This is a genomic window from Rathayibacter sp. AY1C7 (assembly GCF_002931865.1).
Taxonomy (GTDB): Bacteria; Actinomycetota; Actinomycetes; order Actinomycetales; family Microbacteriaceae; genus Rathayibacter.
The window spans coordinates 1-16,418 of the sequence record NZ_PSWB01000021.1; the positions used below are offsets into that span (position 1 = coordinate 1).

The following is a 16,418-nucleotide window of genomic DNA, read 5'->3' on the forward strand; positions in this document are numbered from 1 at the left end:
CAGCTGGCCGATCTTGGGCAGCGAGAGGTTCGTCAGCTCCCGGCACAGGTACATGGCGATCTGGCGCGCGGTGGCGACGGCCTGCGAGCGCGCCGAGCCCAAGGGCGACGCGATCCCGTTCGGCAAGGGCCGCGACCCGCACGACCTCGGCGACGTCCTCGACTCCCTCACCGTGAAGCTCGGCTGGACGGCGCCGCTGGCGCAGGGCGACCTGATGTCGTCGTGGACGGCGATCGCCGGCGAGGAGACCGCGAAGCACTCGACTCCGGTGGGCGTCGTCGACGGCGTGCTGACCGTCGCGTGCGAGTCCACGGCGTGGTCGACGCAGCTCCGGCTGATGCGGATCGAGATCATGAACCACATCGCCGTGAACTTCCCCGACGCGGGCATCGCGTCGATCCGTTTCCAGGGCCCGGACGTCCCGAACTGGAAAAAGGGTCCCAGGTCGATTCCAGGGCGTGGTCCGCGCGACACCTACGGCTGAGGACGCATTTTCGGTCGACCGCTGATCTTTCGCGCCTCAGATCGCCGTCCAGCGCTTCGGATCGACCCGGCACGCGGTAGAATGGAGGGCCGCCGAACCGCAGTGACGCCGCCGCGCGGGCGATCTCCAGATCACCGTGCGCGTCGCGACGGACCGTCAGAGGAGAACTCCACAGCTATGACTCACGAGCCGAACGACTCCACGTCACCCGCAGCGAACGACCTGGACGCGAACGGCTCAGCAGCCCCCTCCGCTCCGCACGAGAGCATGTCGACCAAGTCGTCCGGCGACTACGGCGCGAACCAGATCCAGGTCCTCGAGGGCCTCGAGGCGGTCCGCAAGCGCCCCGGCATGTACATCGGATCCACGGGTCCGCGCGGTCTGCACCACCTGGTCTACGAGATCGTCGACAACGCCGTCGACGAGGCGCTCGCGGGCTACTGCGACAACATCGAGATCCTGATGCGCGCCGACGGAGGCGTCACCGTCTCCGACAACGGCCGCGGCATCCCGGTCGACATGCACCCGACCGAGGGCATCTCCACGGTCGAGCTGGTCCTCACCGTGCTCCACGCCGGCGGCAAGTTCGGCGGAGGCGGCTACGCGGTCTCCGGCGGCCTGCACGGCGTCGGCTCCTCCGTGGTCAACGCGCTCTCGACGCGCCTCGACGTCGAGGTCAAGCGCCAGGGCGCCGTGTACCGGATGAGCTTCACCGACGGAGTGCCGGACGCCCCGCTCGAGAAGGGCGAGGCCAGCGACGAGACCGGCACGACGATCACCTTCTGGCCCAACGCCGGCATCTTCGAGACGGTCGAGTTCGACTACGAGACCCTGCGCGCGCGCTTCCAGCAGATGGCGTTCCTCAACAAGGGCCTGCGCATCGCGCTGACCGACCAGAACGAGGTCGAGTTCGAGGGGGAGGGCGAGAACGAGACCGAGGGCGACCGGACCGACGTCTTCCACTACGAGAAGGGCCTCGTCGACTACGTCGAGTACATCAACTCGCTGAAGAAGTCGGACCTCGTGCACTCCGAGATCATCGACTTCGAGTCCGAGGACACCGAGCGCCGCATCTCGCTCGAGGTCGCGATGCAGTGGACCACGGCCTACACCGAGAGCGTCCACACCTACGCGAACACCATCAACACCCACGAGGGCGGCACCCACGAGGAGGGCTTCCGCGCCGCGTTGACCACTCTGGTCAACCGCTACGCGCGCGCGAACAACCTGCTCAAGGAGAAGGACGAGAACCTCTCGGGCGACGACATCCGCGAGGGCCTCACCGCCGTCGTGTCGATCAAGCTCGGCGAGCCGCAGTTCGAGGGCCAGACCAAGACGAAGCTCGGCAACACCGAGGCGAAGGCGTTCGTGCAGCGCGTGGCCGGCGAGCAGCTGGCCGACTGGTTCGACCGCAACCCGAGCCAGGCGAAGGACATCATCCGCAAGGCGATCCAGGCGGCCTCGGCCCGCATGGCGGCGCGCAAGGCGCGCGAGACCGCCCGCCGCAAGGGCCTGCTCGAGGGCGGGGGCATGCCGGGCAAGCTCAAGGACTGCCAGTCCAAGGACCCGTCGATCTCCGAGATCTTCATCGTCGAGGGCGATTCGGCGGGAGGATCCGCGGTGCAGGGCCGCAATCCCGAGACGCAGGCGATCCTCCCCCTCCGCGGCAAGATCCTCAACGTCGAGAAGGCGCGGCTCGACCGCGCTCTCGGCAACAACGAGGTCCAGGCGATGATCACGGCGTTCGGCGCCGGCATCGGCGAGGACTTCAACCCCGACAAGGCGCGGTACCACAAGATCATCCTGATGGCCGACGCCGATGTCGACGGCCAGCACATCACGACGCTGCTGCTGACGCTCCTCTTCCGCTACATGCGCCCGCTGATCGACCTCGGCTACGTCTACCTCGCGCAGCCGCCGCTGTACCGCCTCAAGTGGTCGAACTCCCCCCACGAGTACGTCTACAGCGACCGCGAGCGCGACGCCCTGATCGCGCACGGCTCGGCGACCAACAAGCGCATGCCCAAGGAGAACGGCATCCAGCGCTACAAGGGCCTCGGCGAGATGGACTACAAGGAGCTGTGGGAGACCACGATGGACCCCGCCACGCGGACCCTCCTCCAGGTCACGCTCGACGACGCGGCCGCGGCCGACGAGATCTTCTCCACCCTCATGGGCGAGGACGTCGAGTCCCGCCGCTCCTTCATCCAGAAGAATGCGAAGGACGTGCGCTTCCTCGACATCTAGTGGTCGAGAAAGCGGACGTCCTTCGAAAGACGGCGGCCGGGCGGTCCAGTGGACCGCCCTCGCGACCACCTCGAACACGTGACGGCGGCCCTCGATGGGCCGCATCCTCGACCAGAACGCGACAGAGGCCCTCACCGGCCCGCCCACCGACGACACACCTGACACCCAGCGCGACCGCCGCCCCCGCTCCTCCGGGGCACGGACCCACCTGAGAGACCAGAGACCATGGCAGAAGAACCCACCACCCCCACCGGCCCGGACGAGAGCGACGACATCGTCACCGAGACCGGTGTGGTGATCCACGGTCACGACAAGATCGAGCCGGTCGACCTGCAGCTCGAGATGCAGCGCTCCTACCTCGACTACGCGATGAGCGTCATCGTCGGGCGAGCCCTGCCGGAGGTGCGCGACGGCCTGAAGCCGGTGCACCGCCGCGTGATCTACGCCATGTACGACGGCGGCTACCGTCCCGACAAGGCGTTCTCGAAGTGCTCGCGCGTCGTCGGCGACGTGATGGGCCAGTTCCACCCGCACGGCGACTCCGCGATCTACGACGCGCTGGTCCGTCTGGTGCAGCCGTGGAGCCTCCGCTATCCGCTCGCGCTCGGGCAGGGCAACTTCGGCTCCCCCGGCAACGACGGCGCGGCCGCCCCCCGGTACACCGAGACCAAGATGGCGCCGCTCGCGCTCGAGATGGTCCGCGACATCGACAAGAACACCGTCGACTTCCAGGACAACTACGACGGCCGCACCCGAGAGCCGGCGATCCTGCCGGCGCGGTTCCCGAACCTGCTCGTCAACGGCTCCGTCGGCATCGCGGTCGGCATGGCGACCAACATCCCGCCGCACAACCTGCGCGAGGTCGCCGCCGGCGCCAAGTGGGCGCTCGAGAACCCCGACGCGACGCGCGAGGAGCTCCTCGAGGCGCTGCTGCAGCGGATCAAGGGACCCGACTTCCCCACCGGTGCGCAGATCCTCGGCGTCCGCGGCATCCAGGACGCGTACCGCACCGGCCGCGGCTCCATCACGATGCGCGCCGTCGTCTCCATCGAGGAGATCCAGGGCCGCACCTGCCTCGTCGTCACCGAGCTGCCGTACCAGGTGAACCCGGACAACCTGGCGATCAAGATCGCCGAGCTGGTCAAGGACGGGCGCGTCTCGGGCATCGCCGACATCCGCGACGAGACCTCCGGTCGCACCGGCCAGCGCCTCGTCGTCGTCCTCAAGCGCGACGCCGTGGCGAAGGTGGTGCTGAACAACCTCTACAAGCACACCCCGCTGCAGGAGAACTTCGGCGCGAACATGCTCGCGATCGTCGACGGCATCCCGCGCACGCTCTCGCTCGACGGCTTCATCCGCGCGTGGGTCGACCACCAGGTCGAGGTCATCGTGCGCCGCACCCAGTACCTCCTCGACGAGGCCGAGGCGCGGATCCACATCCTGCGCGGCTACCTCAAGGCGCTCGACGCGCTCGACGAGGTCATCGCCCTCATCCGCCGCTCCCCCACCGTGGAGGAGGCGCGCGACGGTCTGATGGAGCTGCTCGACATCGACGAGGTGCAGTCCCGCGCCATCCTCGACATGCAGCTGCGCCGCCTCGCGGCCCTCGAGCGCCAGAAGATCATCGACGAGCACGACCGGATCCAGGCCGAGATCGAGGACTACAAGTCGATCCTCGCGAGCCCGGAGCGCCAGCGCACGATCATCTCGGACGAGCTCGACGAGATCGTCGACCGCTTCGGCGACGACCGCCGCACCGAGATCCTCTTCGGATTCGACGGCGACATGAGCGTCGAGGACCTGATCCCCGAGGAGGAGATGGTCGTCACCGTCACCCGAGGCGGTTACCTCAAGCGCACCCGGAGCGACTCCTACCGGGCCCAGCACCGCGGCGGCCGCGGCGTGCGCGGCGCGCAGCTGAAGGCCGACGACATCGTCGAGCACTTCTTCGTCACCACCACGCACCACTGGCTGCTGTTCTTCACGAACACCGGCCGCGTGTACCGCGCCAAGACCTACGAGCTGCAGGAGGCCGGCCGCGACGCCAAGGGCCAGCACATCGCGAACCTGCTCGCGCTCGAGCCGGGGGAGCAGATCGCGCAGATCCTCGACATCCGCGACTACGAGGCGGCCCGCTACCTCGTGCTCGCCACGCGCGACGGCCTCGTGAAGAAGACGGCCCTCTCGGAGTACGACACGAACCGCTCCGGCGGCATCATCGCGATCAAGCTGCGCGACGGCGACGAGCTCGTCTCGGCGCTCCTGGTCGAGGAGGACAGCGACGTGCTGCTGGTCTCCCGCAAGGGCATGTCGATCCGCTTCACCGCGTCCGACGAGGCGCTGCGTCCGATGGGCCGCTCCACCTCCGGAGTCCGCGGCATGTCGTTCCGCGGGGAGGACCGCCTCCTCGACGCCAACGTCGTCAGCGACGAGGGCTTCGTGTTCGTGGTCACCGAGGGCGGCTACGCCAAGCGCACCGCGGTCGACCAGTACCGCCTCCAGGGACGAGGCGGGCTGGGCATCAAGGTGGCCAAGCTGGAGGAGAAGCGCGGCGACCTCGTGGGCGCCATCATCACCGGAGAGGACGACGAGGTGCTCGTCGTGCTCGCCAGCGGCAAGGTGGTACGCTCTGCGGTGGCCGAGGTACCGGCCAAGGGTCGCGACACCATGGGAGTCGTCTTCGCACGATTCGCTGAGGACGACCGCATCATCGCACTCGCCAAGAACACCGAACGCAATCTCGACGCCCAGGACGAGGATCCCGACGCCGCGGCGCCGGCCGAGTCCGCCCCGGTGTCGGAGGAGGATGGGTCCGTAGATGAGTAGCACCGTCGCCGAGAAGCTCGCCAGGAAGTCCGCGAAGAGCCCGGCGGCGAAGCAGGTCCGCCTGAAGCTCGTCTACGTCGACTTCTGGTCGGCCGTGAAGCTCTCGTTCCTGCTGGGCCTGACGCTCGCGATCATCACGATCGTCGTCGTCTACCTGGTCTACACGGTCCTGGCTCAGACGGGAGTGTTCGACGAGGTCAACGGCCTTGTGCAGGACATCGCCGGCGCGGAGGCGTTCGACCTCAACACGATCATCTCGCTGCCGCAGGTCATGGGCTTCGCGATCGTCGTCGCGGTGCTGAACACCATCGTCACCACCGCGCTCGGCGCGATCGTGGCGCTGCTGTACAACCTCAGCGTCAAGATCACCGGCGGCCTCCTGGTGGGCTTCACCAACCAGTAGGGCGCACGGTCCGGCCGATTGGGATTCCTGCTCGATGTCGGGTAGAGTCTCCTCTGGCCATTCCGGGGGTATAGCTCAGGCGGTTAGAGCGCTTCACTGATAATGAAGAGGTCCCAGGTTCAAGTCCTGGTACCCCCACCCGGTCCGAACGGCCCGTCACCTCGCGGTGGCGGGCCGTTCGACTCTCGGAGACGGATCGCCCCGTCTCCGGCCCGGGGCCTTAGCTCAGTTGGTAGAGCGCCTGCTTTGCAAGCAGGATGTCAGGAGTTCGAATCTCCTAGGCTCCACACTTCCTCCCCTCTCGCGGGTGCTCCCCTCACAGGCCCTTCTGGTCTCCCGGCCCACGGCACTCCGGGTCCTCCGCCGTCGCGGGGTCACCGTGTCGAGGTCTTCGGCGGCCTCTCCTGTCGCCCGCCGCGCGGCCGTGCGATCGAGGTCGCCACTCGGACGGACGAGCCGCCCGCTCAGCGGTCCACGCAGGCGAGGCCGAGGAACTGCTGGACCGAGAGGGTCTCGGACGTGCCGTCGCGGATGTCGCCGACGATGATCTCGCCGACGGAGAGCGTGTCGAACTGCTCGGCCGTGAAGACGACCGGGCGGGCGAGCACGGAGCGGTCGGTCGCGTAGGCGCCCAGCGAGAGGTCGACGCCGAGCGGGAACCGCTCGATCACCGTGTCGGCCGGCCAGACCGTGGATCCGGAGAGGTCGGTCGCGCCCAGTTGCGTGACCGGTGACGGGGAGACCCAGCGGGTGACCCTCCGCAGCCCGTCGCCGATGGTCAGGGGGGCGGAGTCGGAGGCGGCGAGGTCGAGGCCGTCGACGGACCCCGAGCACACGACGACGACCCCGAGGACCTCTCCTCGCTCGCCGCCCCGTCCGAGCCCGACCGCGGCCGTGGTCACCGGCTCCTCGGAGGCGCACCCCGAGAGCGCGAGGGCGCCGAGCAGAACGACGGTGCTCGCGAGCGCAGCGCGACGGTGCATGGGTCCTCCCGCGGCCACCCTACGCGGGCAGGGCGAGGGCCAGAGCGGCGAGAGCCTGCGGAAGGGAGGGAGCGCCCTCCGCCCGGAAGACCACCTCTCCGGCCGTGTCCCGCACGACGACCGTGGGGGTCGAGCGGATGCCGGCGGCCTCGGCCTCGACGGGGTGGAAGGCCACGTCGCGCTCGCGGATCTCGGCGGCGGGGACGAGCTCCGCGGCGCGCTCCAGCACCGAGCGCGCGGCATGGCAGGCGCCGCAGAAGGCGGAGGTGTAGAGCTCGACGATCACGACGAAGGGAACACCGGGGCGCGGCCGGGGATTCCCGGGCACCGTCAGCGGAGGAGCCAGGCCTCGTTCATGGTGAGGGCCGCGTCGACGAGCTCGACGCGCTCCAGCTCCTCGACGTCGCTCAAGGGGAACCAGGCGGCGGCGTCCGTGGAGCCGTCCACCTCGTGCGTGAGCTCGCCGCCCACGATGCGGGCGCGGTAGACGACGCGGATGGCGTGCAGGGGGCCGGCCTCGGGATCGCTGCGGCGGTGCGCGGGGATCACGTGCGAGTCCACGCCGATGAGGGCCTCGAGCTCGGCACGGTAGCCCGTCTCCTCGAAGATCTCGCGGACCGCGGCGTCGGCGGGCGACTCGCCCTCGTCGATCCCGCCGCCCGGAAGCGTCCAGGCCGACCAGGGGCCCTGGCTCCAGTGCGCGAGCAGCATCCGCTCGCCGTCGATGATCACGCCGTACGCGGCGACCCGGATGTCCACCGCAGAAGCCTAACCCGGGCATACGAAGGAGCCGGACCCCCTGAGGGGCCCGGCTCCAGCGACGAGAACGTCAGGAAGCGGTCGAGGCCGCGTTCTGCGCGGCGCTCTGCGGCTCGTCCTCGGCGACCCACAGCTCGTCGTCGGCGCGGAACGTCTGCCAGACGGCGTAGCCGATGCCGCCGACGGCGACCAGCGCGGCGCCGATCGCGAAGACCGTGCCGACCTTGCTCTTCTTCTTCGGCGGAGTGGTGAGCTCCTCCCAGCGCGCCTTCGAGATCTCGGCGAGCTTCGCGCGGTTCTTCGAGTCCTTGGCGGCCTCGAAGGCGGCGGCGGCCGTGCCGCCCACAGCGGCGAAGGTCGGGACGACCTTGTGCTTGTAGGCGTTGCGTGCCGAGGAGTACGTGCCCTCGACGGCCGAGACGCCGTTGTCGTAGACCGGCTTGACGCGCGAGTCGTACGTGTCCTTGACGAAGGGGACGAGCTCCTTCTTGGCGTACTTCGACGCGTGGCGGCGGCTCTTCTCGAGCACGGAGGCCGCGTGCGCCAGCACCTCCTGCTGCTCGCCCCAGACCGCCTCGGCGTTCTTGCGAAGACGCTTGAGGTCCTTCTTGTGCTTACGTGACAGACCCATGTTGGTCCTCCATCGGCTACGAGCAGCGAACGCCTCAATACTGCCACTCATCGATCGGCGTCCGCATCGCGCACCCAGCGCATTGACACCGGGCGTTGCAGGGGCCTACAGACGCGCTGTGCGAGAATCCGAGCATGCCTTTGCACACCGCAGTCGCGACGTTCCACACCAACAAGGGCGACATCGTCGTCAACCTCTACGGGAACCACGCTCCCAAGACGGTCCGCAACTTCGTCGGTCTCGCGACCGGCGACATCGAGTGGACCCACCCCGCCACGGGTGCGAAGACGAAGGAGCCGCTCTACAACGGCACCGTCTTCCACCGCATCATCCCCGACTTCATGCTCCAGGGCGGCGACCCGCTCGGTCAGGGCATCGGCGGCCCGGGGTACCAGTTCGACGACGAGATCAACTCGGAGCTCGACTTCACCCAGCCCTACATCCTCGCGATGGCGAACGCCGGCAAGCAGGCGGGCCGCGGCACCAACGGCTCGCAGTTCTTCATCACCGTGGCGCCGACCACCTGGCTCCAGGGCAAGCACACCATCTTCGGCGCCGTCGCCGACGAGGAGTCGAAGAAGCTCGTGCAGTCGCTCTCGGCTGTTCCCACCGACGGCCGTGACAAGCCGCTCGAGGACGTCGTGATCGAGAGCGTCGAGATCACCGAGGTCTGATCGCCTCATCCACCACTCATTCGAGGGCCGGGTCCGTCAGGGCCCGGCCCTCGTTCTCCCCGGAGGCACGTCCGTGACCCAGGTCCCGCCGAGCAGCACTTACTCCTGCTACCGACACCCCGACCGGCAGAGCTTCGTGCGCTGCCAGCGGTGCGGCCGCACCATCTGCGGCGAGTGCCAGACGCCGGCTCCGGTCGGCGTGATCTGCCCGGACGACATGGCGCAGCAGCGCGCCACCGCACCGCGCACCCGCGGTCCCCTCCTCTCCCGCGTGCGGGCCATGACCCGCGCCGACCAGCCGACGGTGACCTACGCGATCATCGCGCTCTGCATCGTGCTGTGGATCGTCGAGATCCTCCCCTTCGTCGGCGGACCGGCGGTCAACGCGCTCCTGTACGCCCCCGCCTACACGCTCCCCGGCTTCGGTGCCGGCTTCGAGCCGTGGCGGATGCTCACCTCGGTGTTCCTCCACAGCACGTCGCTCTTCATCGTCATCCCGTTCCACCTGGTGCTGAACATGTACACGCTGTGGGTGTTCGGCATGGTGCTCGAGCGGATGCTGGGCCGCGGGCGCTACCTCACCCTCTTCCTCCTGAGCGGGTTCGCCGGATCGGTGGGCGTCCTGCTCCTCGCGAACCCGCTCACCCCGGTGATCGGCGCCTCCGGTGCGATCTTCGGGCTGATGGGCGCGTACCTGGTGATCCTCCGGCACCTGGGCGGTCAGGCGTCGCAGCTGCTGGTGCTGGTCGGACTGAACCTCGTCATCGGCTTCCTGCCCGGGATGAACGTGGCGTGGCAGGCGCACGTCGGCGGTCTGGTGGCCGGCGCGCTCATCGGGCTGGTCTTCACGAAGACCCGGCAGCGCGCTCAGCGGCGCACGCAGAACCTCCTCGTCGGGCTCATCGGAGTCGGACTGGTGGCGATCACCGCGGGCGCCTACGTCCTCGGCTGATCCCGTCCCCTCCCGCAGCGGCGGGTCCGGCAGTGCCTCGCGCACTCCCGGGCCCGCCGCTTCGTCGTTCCCGCGGCGACCGTCTCCACCGCTGTCCACAGGTGCTCTCAACAGGTGGGGAGGAAGTTATCCACAGAGTTGTTAACACTGGGGAGAACGTTCCGGGTGTCCTCCTCGGGAGGACGATCCGGGGACGGCGGCGCGTCCGAGGACCGGCGGACTGGTGCGGATCCGGGCCCTCCTCGCCTCGAGCAGGCCAGCGCGGCGGAGACCGCGGAGTTCTCCACAGGAGATTCCACAGCTGGGGATAATTACAGCGGTGTAGTTCTCCGGCGGACGGCCACCAGGGCCGTCGCCTCACGGTCGTCGTCGCGGTGCAGCGCGGTGGCGAACCCGGCCGCCTGGAACGCGGAGGCACTCGCCGCGGCCTGATCCGCGCCGACCTCGATCACGACGACGCCGTGGGGTGCGAGCCACGCTCCCGCCTCCTGAGCGATGCGGCGGTGCAGGGCGAGCCCGTCCGACCCGCCGTCGAGCGTGAGCATCGGCTCGTGCACCCGGGCCTCCGGCGGCATGAGCGCGATCGCGGCGGTGGGGACGTAGGGGGCGTTGACGACGACGACGTCGATCCGCCCGCGCTCGCTCCCGGGGAGCGCGTCGAAGAGGTCGCCCTCGTGGACGTCGGCGCGGCCTGCGAGCGTGCGGCGCGCGCAGGCGACGGCGGCGGGGGAGAGGTCGGCCGCGAGCAGGCGGACGTCCGGCCGCTCCTCGGAGATCGACCGGGCGAGGGCGCCGGATCCGCAGCAGAGGTCGAGCACCACGGCGCCGTCCGGGAGGATCTCCAGGGCGCAGTCGACCAGCCATTCGGTGCGCATGCGGGGCACGAAGACGCCGGGTGCGACGGGGACGCGCAGGCCGCGGAAGGCGACCCAGCCGAGGATCTGCTCGAGGGGCTCGCCCGTCTCGCGGCGGCGGAGCAGCAGCTCGAGGTCGGAGGAGGAGTCGGCGGCCTCCTCGAGCAGGCCCGCCTCCTCCTCGGCGAAGACGCAGCCGGCGGCGCGCAGACGCTCCACCGACGACGAACGCCCCGTCGGCGGACCGGACGGGGCGTCGTTCACGACTGGGGGAGGCTCAGCGCCAGCGCGTCGTCATCAGGAAGCCGATGAACGCGATGCCGAAGCCGATCAGGATGTTGAGGTTGCCGAGATCGGGGATCGGCAGGGTGCCCTGGCTCACGTAGAAGACGATGATCCAGGCGAGTCCGAGCAGCATGAAGCCGAACATCACCGGCTTGAACCAGACCGGATTCGGTGCGTTCTCGCCGGTCCGGGCCTCGTCGCGCTCGGGCTTCGGGCTCTTCGTCGCTCGTGCCATGCTGACCACTGTACCGGGCGGAGGCTCCGGGCCGGGAGCGCCGGGGCTGCGCGGGTGCTGTGCGGACTCGCGCAGCGGCCGGTGCGGGCGCTCGAGTGATCCCATCGGGCCTCCTCAGGCGGCGATTCTGGAGGGCTCTCCACAGGTCCGGATCGTGCGCCACAGCCGGTCACGGCTCGCGCCTAGACTCGTCGCATGACCGCCCAGAACCCCGACGGGGCGGCTCTGCGGCCGCGAGCGAAGCGACGGAGGGCCCGCCCGGTCCGACGACTCTCGTTCTTCGGAGTCGTCGGTGAGCTCCTGATGACCGCCGGCGTCCTGGTCCTGCTCTTCCTGGCCTGGCAGCTCTGGTGGAACGACGCGGTGATCGCGGGCCGGCAGACGACGCAGGCCGCGGAGCTCCGCGAGACCTGGGGCGACTCCTCTCCGGCACCGCAGCCGACCGAGGCCGCCCCGGCGGAGCCGGTCGTCGCGTCGGTCGCCGCCCTCGACACCTCCTTCGGCAACCTCTACATCCCGCGCTACGGCGAGGGGTGGGTGCGCACGATCGCCGAGGGCATCGACGCCGAGAACGTGCTCGACGAGGGGAGCATCGGCCACTACCCCGGGACGCAGATGCCCGGCCAGGCCGGCAACTTCGCGCTCGCCGCGCACCGCAGCGCGTACGGCGGAGGCATGCACCTGATCGACGAGCTCCAGCTCGGCGACCCGATCTACATCGAGACGGCGGACGGCTGGTACACCTACCGCTTCCGCAATCTCGAGTACGTCCAGCCCTCCGACGTCCAGGTGATCGACCCGGTTCCGTGGACTCCGGACGCGGCTCCGACCGATCGCCTGATCACGCTGACGAGCTGCAACCCGCTCTACTCGACGGCCGAGCGGATCATCGCGTACGGCGTCTTCGACTCGTTCCAGCCTCGGTCCGCGGGCGCCCCCGCCGAGATCGCCGCCTCGCTGGCTCAGGAGGGCTGACCGTGTATGCAGCGCTGTGGCGGCTCCTGCCCGGGCCGTGGTGGGTCCGGCTCCTGATCGTCCTCGTCCTTGTCGCGGCGGTCCTGGTCGCGCTCGACGAGTGGGTGTTCCCCTGGGTGCAGTCGCTCGTGCTCGACCGGAACGTGACCGTCGGCTCGTGACCGCCGGCGCGGCCCCGCGGATCCTGGTCGTCGACCACCACGACAGCTTCGTCTTCACGCTCGTCTCGTACCTCCGCGAGCTCGGTGCCGAGGTCGACGTGGTCGAGGGCGACGATCTCGGGACGACGGCGCTCCTGGCTCGCGCGGAGGAGGCGGACGGAGTCCTGGTCTCACCCGGGCCGGGCCGTCCCGGGGACGTCCCCGCGTCGACGGCGCTCGTGCAGCGGGCGGAGGCGACCGGGCGGCCGCTGCTCGGAGTCTGCCTCGGCCACCAGGTGCTCGCCCACGCTCTCGGCGCCCGCGTCACGGAGGCGCCGGAGCTGCTGCACGGCCGGACGTCCGCGGTCCTCCACGACGGAGATCCGCTCTTCGACGGCCTGCCCTCCGGATTCGCCGCGATGCGGTACCACTCGCTCGCGGTCGACGGTGAGAGCCTTCCCGAGGAGCTGCGGGTGACGGCGCGGACACCGGAGGGAGTGGTCATGGCCGTCCGGCACCGGAGTGCTCCGCTCGTGGGCGTGCAGTTCCATCCGGAGTCGGTCCTCACCGAGGGCGGGCGGCGCCTTCTCGAGAACTGGCTGCGCGAGGTGACGTCGATCCGGTCGTCCGTATCGGCCGACGACACGCCCGGACTCTCGATCCCGGCTCGGTGAGGCGGAATTCGCCGGGCTTATCGGGCTCGTTATCGACTCGAGAGCATTGAGAATGATCAGCGACCACCGTCCCCCGAACGGGGATGCCGCCCTGAGTGCGTTCTCACGTAGAAATCCGCCATCTGACGGCTAAATGACGGTGGGCGGAGGAGAAAGCCGAGACAGGGTATGAGCGTGACCTTGTCCACCCCCTTGCGCACCCCCCGATCAGGTGGCGGGATTTGACGGGCTCCCGGCGGAGGATGCGGCCCCTTTTCCCTGCATAATCAGAGGGCGCCGACAGGGGGTCGGCGCCGCAGAAGAGAAGTCCGGGGGGACCTCATGGTCGCATCGATCTCCTGGGCTTTCTCGGGAATCCGAGAACTCGAGAATCTCGGACCGCGCATCGTCGTCAAACCCGGCACCGTTCCGAGCATCACCGGTTCGGGATTCGGCACCGCCGATCTGAGCGTGGTGCTGATGACGGTCTCGCCGTTGCGCGTCCTCCGCGGGACGTGGCCGGCCGACGACACCTCCTTCCTCACCTTCAGCTTCCTCATCGACGGCTTCGTGCGCATGGTCGCCCCGGACCGAACGGTGCTGCTGCGTCCGGGCTCGATCTCGTACCAGCAGGGGACGACGACGTTCACGACCGAGTCGACGACTCCGGCCACGATCCTCCACCTCTCGCTGCGCGCCGACGAGATGCGCCGCTACGGCTTCGACACGTCGGCCCCGGTCTACGCGCTCGATCCCGACGCCCGGTCCACCCGCGCCGCATACGCCTTCACGACCGCCTTCGCCCTCGCGGCGGAGTCCGGGACGGGGCTGCCCGGTGAGGGCGAGGTCACCGGCTTCGCCCACGTGGTCAAGCAGCTCCTCACCAGCGCGTTCCTCGCGGCGGCGAGCTCGCAGCCCGGCACCACGAGCGTCCGGGCCGCCACGCTCGGGCGCGCGCGCACGGTCATCGACCGGACGCACCGCACGCCACGCTGCACCCCGGAGGCGGTGGCCGACGCGGTCAACGTGTCCACCCGCTCCCTCCAGCGGCTCTTCGAGGACGCGGGCACCACCGTCGCGAGCGAGATCGAGCGCTCCCGGGTCGCCAGCGCCGTGGAGCTCCTGCGCCGCCGCCCGCGGGAGGTCCCGCTCGAGGCGATCGCCGCCGCGTCCGGATTCTCCTCGGCGGACCACCTCCGCCGTGCGCTCAAGCGCCGCGAGGGGCTCACCCCGAGCGACATCCGCGGCAGGATCGCGCGCCCCGCCGACGGATCGGCAGCCGGCGAGGTCGTGCGGCTCCAGCCCCCGCTCGCCGACGCGCGCCGGGCGTAGCCGTTCACCTCGGGGCCGTCGGCCTCGCGGAGCATCGACCCCGACGAGCGACGTCCGGACGCGCCCTTCTCGGCGCAGAGCAGCGGCCCGGCCTCCACCGGGCACCGTCGGCCGACGCCGCAGCCGCAGCGGGCTGCAGGCCGGGTCAGCCCGCGCAGTAGCCGAGCTGGACGGTCGATCCCTGCGGGACGTCGCCCGGAGCCAGGGACTGGGTCGTGATGGGCGGGTTCGCCCGGGTCGCGTCGCAGGTCTCGTCCGGGACCTCGACCCCCACGAGCTGCAGCTTCTCGGAGGCGAGGGTGGCCAGCGCGCTGCTGAGGGATGTCCCGACGAGGTCGGGGAGCGTGACCTGGCCGGAGGAGACCGTGAGGTCGACCGGCGTGCCCGGGGCGACCTGCTGGCCCGCTCCGGGAGAGGCGGCGAGTACGACGTCGCCCGGGACGGTCGGCGAGTTCTCGCGGGTCTGGGAGCCCTCGACGAAGCCGACGGCGGTGAGCGCGTCGATGGCCTCGGCGAGGCTCTGCCCGACGGTGTCCGGCACGGCGACGGGCTGCGGACCCTGGGACACGACGATGCGGATGACCGTCTCGGGCGCGACGATCGTGCCCGAGCCCGGATCCGTGCGGATCACCTCGCCCTCGGGGACGGTCGAGCTGTACTCCGCGACCTGGCTCGGCACGAGGTCGAGCTCGGTCAGGGTCGACTGGGCGCTGTCGTAGGTGGTCTCGGTGAGGGTGGGGACCTCGCGCGACTGCGACGGGAGGGTCGACGCGGGCTGGAGCGTCAGCACCCAGATCACGAGTGCGGCGACGATCACGGCCAGCACGACGATCGAGGACCAGATCCAGAGGACCGGCGGGCGGCGCTGGGTGCGGACGATCGAGTTGTCCTCGGCCAGCTGGCGGAGGGCGAGCTCGGAGTCGTTGACTCCACCCTGGCTGCGGGCCGCGAAGAGCGAGGTGGTCAGCTCGTCGATCGGGCGGTGGTCGGGGAGGCGTCCGGCGGCGGCGTCGCGCAGGTCGTCGCGGAACTCCGCAGCTCCCTGGAAGCGCTCGTAGCGGTCCTTAGAGAGTGCTCGGGCGACGACCGCGTCGAGCGCCGGGGTGACGGCCGGGTTGATGGAGCTCGGCGCCGGCGGCGTCTCGCTGACGTGCTGGTAGGCGACGGCCACCGGGGTGTCGCCGCGGAAGGGCGCACGCCCGGTGAGGAGCTCGAAGAGCACGATGCCGGCGGAGTAGAGGTCGCTGCGGGCGTCGACCTGCTCGCCCTTCGCCTGCTCGGGGGAGAAGTAGGCCGCGGTGCCGAGGATCGCCGTGGTCTGAGCGACCGTGGCGGCGGAGTCGGAGACGGCGCGGGCGATCCCGAAGTCCATCACCTTCACCTGGCCCGACGGGGTCAGCATGATGTTGCCGGGCTTGATGTCGCGGTGGACGACGCCTGCGCGGTGCGAGTACTCGAGGGCGGTGAGGATGCCCTCCGTGATGCGGACGGCCTCGTCCACATCGAGGGGACCCTCGGCGATCAGGTCCTTGAGGAGGCGGCCCTCGATGTGCTCCATGACGATGAAGGGCCGGCGCGACTCGGCGCCGTTGTCGTCGAGCGAGACCTCCTCGCCCGCGTCGAAGACCCGGACGATCGTGGGGTGCGACATGCGCGACGCGGACTGCGCCTCCTGCCGGAACCGCAGGCGGAAGGCGGAGTCGGAGGAGAGGGAGAGCTTCAGCTCCTTGATGGCGACGGTGCGGCCGAGCCGGGTGTCGGTGCCGAGGTACACCTCGGACATCCCGCCGCGACCGAGCCGGGGCCCGACCTGGTACCGTCCCGCGATCAGGCGACCCTCATCCGTCACGCGCACGCTCCCGCCCTGTACTTCCGTGTGGTGCGGCCCCGAGGAGCCACGGCAAGTGTACCTATGGGCCCCTGGTGTTCCGGGCGGGGGCGCGACGCGACGGCCGCGAGGCGCCGGGCCGGAGCGGTGCCCCGAC

17 protein-coding genes, 2 tRNA genes and 1 pseudogene are annotated in these 16,418 nt (G+C 70.1%); 12 read left to right on the top strand and 8 right to left on the bottom strand.

Annotation, left to right across the window (positions count from 1 at the left end):
• Positions 1 to 99: pseudogene (locus C5C69_RS11755) on the bottom strand (helix-turn-helix domain-containing protein); the annotation flags it as partial.
• On the opposite strand from C5C69_RS11755, the gene C5C69_RS11760 reads away from it, so the two are divergent.
• The 6 genes from C5C69_RS11760 (at position 53) to C5C69_RS11785 (ending at position 6,247) form a co-directional block, all read left to right on the top strand.
• Positions 53 to 484 (top strand): DUF721 domain-containing protein, encoded by a 432-nt coding sequence (locus tag C5C69_RS11760; RefSeq protein ID WP_104257968.1) that lies wholly within the window; start codon positions 53 to 55, stop codon positions 482 to 484. The pseudogene C5C69_RS11755 and the gene C5C69_RS11760 sit on opposite strands and share 47 nt — an antisense overlap.
• A 267-nt stretch (positions 485 to 751) precedes the next feature.
• The gene (gene gyrB, locus C5C69_RS11765) at positions 752 to 2,731 is read left to right on the top strand and encodes a DNA topoisomerase (ATP-hydrolyzing) subunit B (protein WP_208543372.1); all 1,980 of its coding nucleotides are present in this window, start codon (positions 752 to 754) and stop codon (positions 2,729 to 2,731) included.
• A gap of 225 nt (positions 2,732 to 2,956) precedes the next feature.
• Complete coding sequence (gene gyrA, locus C5C69_RS11770; protein WP_104222674.1) at positions 2,957 to 5,557, top strand: DNA gyrase subunit A; 2,601 nt, start codon at positions 2,957 to 2,959, stop codon at positions 5,555 to 5,557.
• Positions 5,550 to 5,960: a DUF3566 domain-containing protein gene (locus tag C5C69_RS11775; protein WP_104222673.1), complete on the top strand. Its 411-nt coding sequence runs from the start codon at positions 5,550 to 5,552 to the stop codon at positions 5,958 to 5,960. Before gyrA ends, C5C69_RS11775 begins: the two co-directional genes overlap by 8 nt.
• Before the next feature lie 64 nt (positions 5,961 to 6,024).
• A tRNA-Ile gene (locus C5C69_RS11780) sits at positions 6,025 to 6,098 on the top strand.
• Positions 6,099 to 6,174: 76 nt separating this feature from the next.
• Positions 6,175 to 6,247: transfer RNA gene (locus C5C69_RS11785), tRNA-Ala, on the top strand.
• A gap of 177 nt (positions 6,248 to 6,424) precedes the next feature.
• Here C5C69_RS11785 and C5C69_RS11790 read toward each other — a convergent pair.
• The 4 genes from C5C69_RS11790 to C5C69_RS11805 all read right to left on the bottom strand — a co-directional run bounded on the left by C5C69_RS11790 (position 6,425) and on the right by C5C69_RS11805 (position 8,333).
• Complete coding sequence (locus C5C69_RS11790; RefSeq protein ID WP_104257944.1) at positions 6,425 to 6,943, bottom strand: hypothetical protein; 519 nt, start codon at positions 6,941 to 6,943, stop codon at positions 6,425 to 6,427.
• 19 nt (positions 6,944 to 6,962) lie between these two features.
• Positions 6,963 to 7,229: a thioredoxin family protein gene (locus C5C69_RS11795; RefSeq protein WP_104222728.1), complete on the bottom strand. Its 267-nt coding sequence runs from the start codon at positions 7,227 to 7,229 to the stop codon at positions 6,963 to 6,965.
• A gap of 44 nt (positions 7,230 to 7,273) precedes the next feature.
• Positions 7,274 to 7,702 carry an NUDIX hydrolase gene (locus C5C69_RS11800; protein WP_104222671.1) on the bottom strand — a complete coding sequence of 143 codons (429 nt, stop codon included), beginning with the start codon at positions 7,700 to 7,702 and terminating at the stop codon, positions 7,274 to 7,276.
• A gap of 70 nt (positions 7,703 to 7,772) precedes the next feature.
• Complete coding sequence (locus C5C69_RS11805; RefSeq protein WP_104232995.1) at positions 7,773 to 8,333, bottom strand: hypothetical protein; 561 nt, start codon at positions 8,331 to 8,333, stop codon at positions 7,773 to 7,775.
• Between the two features lie 134 nt (positions 8,334 to 8,467).
• On the opposite strand from C5C69_RS11805, the gene C5C69_RS11810 reads away from it, so the two are divergent.
• Together C5C69_RS11810 and C5C69_RS11815 are read left to right on the top strand one after the other, a co-directional pair.
• Positions 8,468 to 9,007 (top strand): peptidylprolyl isomerase, encoded by a 540-nt coding sequence (locus C5C69_RS11810; protein ID WP_104222669.1) that lies wholly within the window; start codon positions 8,468 to 8,470, stop codon positions 9,005 to 9,007.
• Between the two features lie 73 nt (positions 9,008 to 9,080).
• A complete protein-coding gene (locus C5C69_RS11815; RefSeq protein ID WP_104222668.1) occupies positions 9,081 to 9,959 on the top strand; it encodes a rhomboid family intramembrane serine protease in 879 nt (292 codons plus the stop codon).
• 311 nt (positions 9,960 to 10,270) lie between these two features.
• On the opposite strand, the gene C5C69_RS11820 is transcribed toward C5C69_RS11815, so the two are convergent.
• Positions 10,271 to 11,032: a putative protein N(5)-glutamine methyltransferase gene (locus C5C69_RS11820; RefSeq protein ID WP_104257945.1), complete on the bottom strand. Its 762-nt coding sequence runs from the start codon at positions 11,030 to 11,032 to the stop codon at positions 10,271 to 10,273.
• Positions 11,033 to 11,090: 58 nt separating this feature from the next.
• Entirely contained in the window at positions 11,091 to 11,333 is a 243-nt protein-coding gene (locus C5C69_RS11825; RefSeq protein WP_104222667.1) for a cell division protein CrgA, read from the bottom strand.
• A 195-nt stretch (positions 11,334 to 11,528) separates the two neighbouring features.
• Between C5C69_RS11825 and C5C69_RS11830 the strand changes: the two genes are divergently transcribed.
• The 4 genes from C5C69_RS11830 (at position 11,529) to C5C69_RS11840 (ending at position 14,433) form a co-directional block, all read left to right on the top strand.
• On the top strand, positions 11,529 to 12,308 hold the full coding sequence (locus C5C69_RS11830) for a class E sortase (RefSeq protein WP_104232997.1): 780 nt from the start codon (positions 11,529 to 11,531) through the stop codon (positions 12,306 to 12,308).
• 2 nt (positions 12,309 to 12,310) lie between these two features.
• Positions 12,311 to 12,469 carry a hypothetical protein gene (locus C5C69_RS17005; RefSeq protein ID WP_167299010.1) on the top strand — a complete coding sequence of 53 codons (159 nt, stop codon included), beginning with the start codon at positions 12,311 to 12,313 and terminating at the stop codon, positions 12,467 to 12,469.
• Positions 12,466 to 13,122: an aminodeoxychorismate/anthranilate synthase component II gene (locus C5C69_RS11835; protein WP_104257946.1), complete on the top strand. Its 657-nt coding sequence runs from the start codon at positions 12,466 to 12,468 to the stop codon at positions 13,120 to 13,122. The genes C5C69_RS17005 and C5C69_RS11835 overlap by 4 nt, the downstream gene beginning before the upstream one ends.
• Before the next feature lie 321 nt (positions 13,123 to 13,443).
• Complete coding sequence (locus C5C69_RS11840; protein WP_104222664.1) at positions 13,444 to 14,433, top strand: helix-turn-helix domain-containing protein; 990 nt, start codon at positions 13,444 to 13,446, stop codon at positions 14,431 to 14,433.
• Positions 14,434 to 14,578: 145 nt separating this feature from the next.
• Here C5C69_RS11840 and pknB read toward each other — a convergent pair whose 3' ends face one another.
• A complete protein-coding gene (pknB, locus tag C5C69_RS11845; RefSeq protein ID WP_104225780.1) occupies positions 14,579 to 16,282 on the bottom strand; it encodes a Stk1 family PASTA domain-containing Ser/Thr kinase in 1,704 nt (567 codons plus the stop codon).
• Positions 16,283 to 16,418: the final 136 nt, after the last annotated feature.

Excerpts from the sequence above, each read along its gene's own strand:
- C5C69_RS11760 (WP_104257968.1), top strand. The coding sequence starts at position 53 with ATGGCGATCTGGCGCGCGGTGGCGACGGCCTGCGAGCGCGCCGAGCCC.
- gyrB (WP_208543372.1), top strand. The coding sequence starts at position 752 with ATGTCGACCAAGTCGTCCGGCGACTACGGCGCGAACCAGATCCAGGTC.
- gyrA (WP_104222674.1), top strand. The coding sequence starts at position 2,957 with ATGGCAGAAGAACCCACCACCCCCACCGGCCCGGACGAGAGCGACGAC.
- C5C69_RS11775 (WP_104222673.1), top strand. The coding sequence starts at position 5,550 with ATGAGTAGCACCGTCGCCGAGAAGCTCGCCAGGAAGTCCGCGAAGAGC.
- C5C69_RS11790 (WP_104257944.1), bottom strand. The coding sequence starts at position 6,943 with ATGCACCGTCGCGCTGCGCTCGCGAGCACCGTCGTTCTGCTCGGCGCC.
- C5C69_RS11805 (WP_104232995.1), bottom strand. The coding sequence starts at position 8,333 with ATGGGTCTGTCACGTAAGCACAAGAAGGACCTCAAGCGTCTTCGCAAG.
- C5C69_RS11810 (WP_104222669.1), top strand. The coding sequence starts at position 8,468 with ATGCCTTTGCACACCGCAGTCGCGACGTTCCACACCAACAAGGGCGAC.
- C5C69_RS11825 (WP_104222667.1), bottom strand. The coding sequence starts at position 11,333 with ATGGCACGAGCGACGAAGAGCCCGAAGCCCGAGCGCGACGAGGCCCGG.
- C5C69_RS11830 (WP_104232997.1), top strand. The coding sequence starts at position 11,529 with ATGACCGCCCAGAACCCCGACGGGGCGGCTCTGCGGCCGCGAGCGAAG.
- C5C69_RS11840 (WP_104222664.1), top strand. The coding sequence starts at position 13,444 with ATGGTCGCATCGATCTCCTGGGCTTTCTCGGGAATCCGAGAACTCGAG.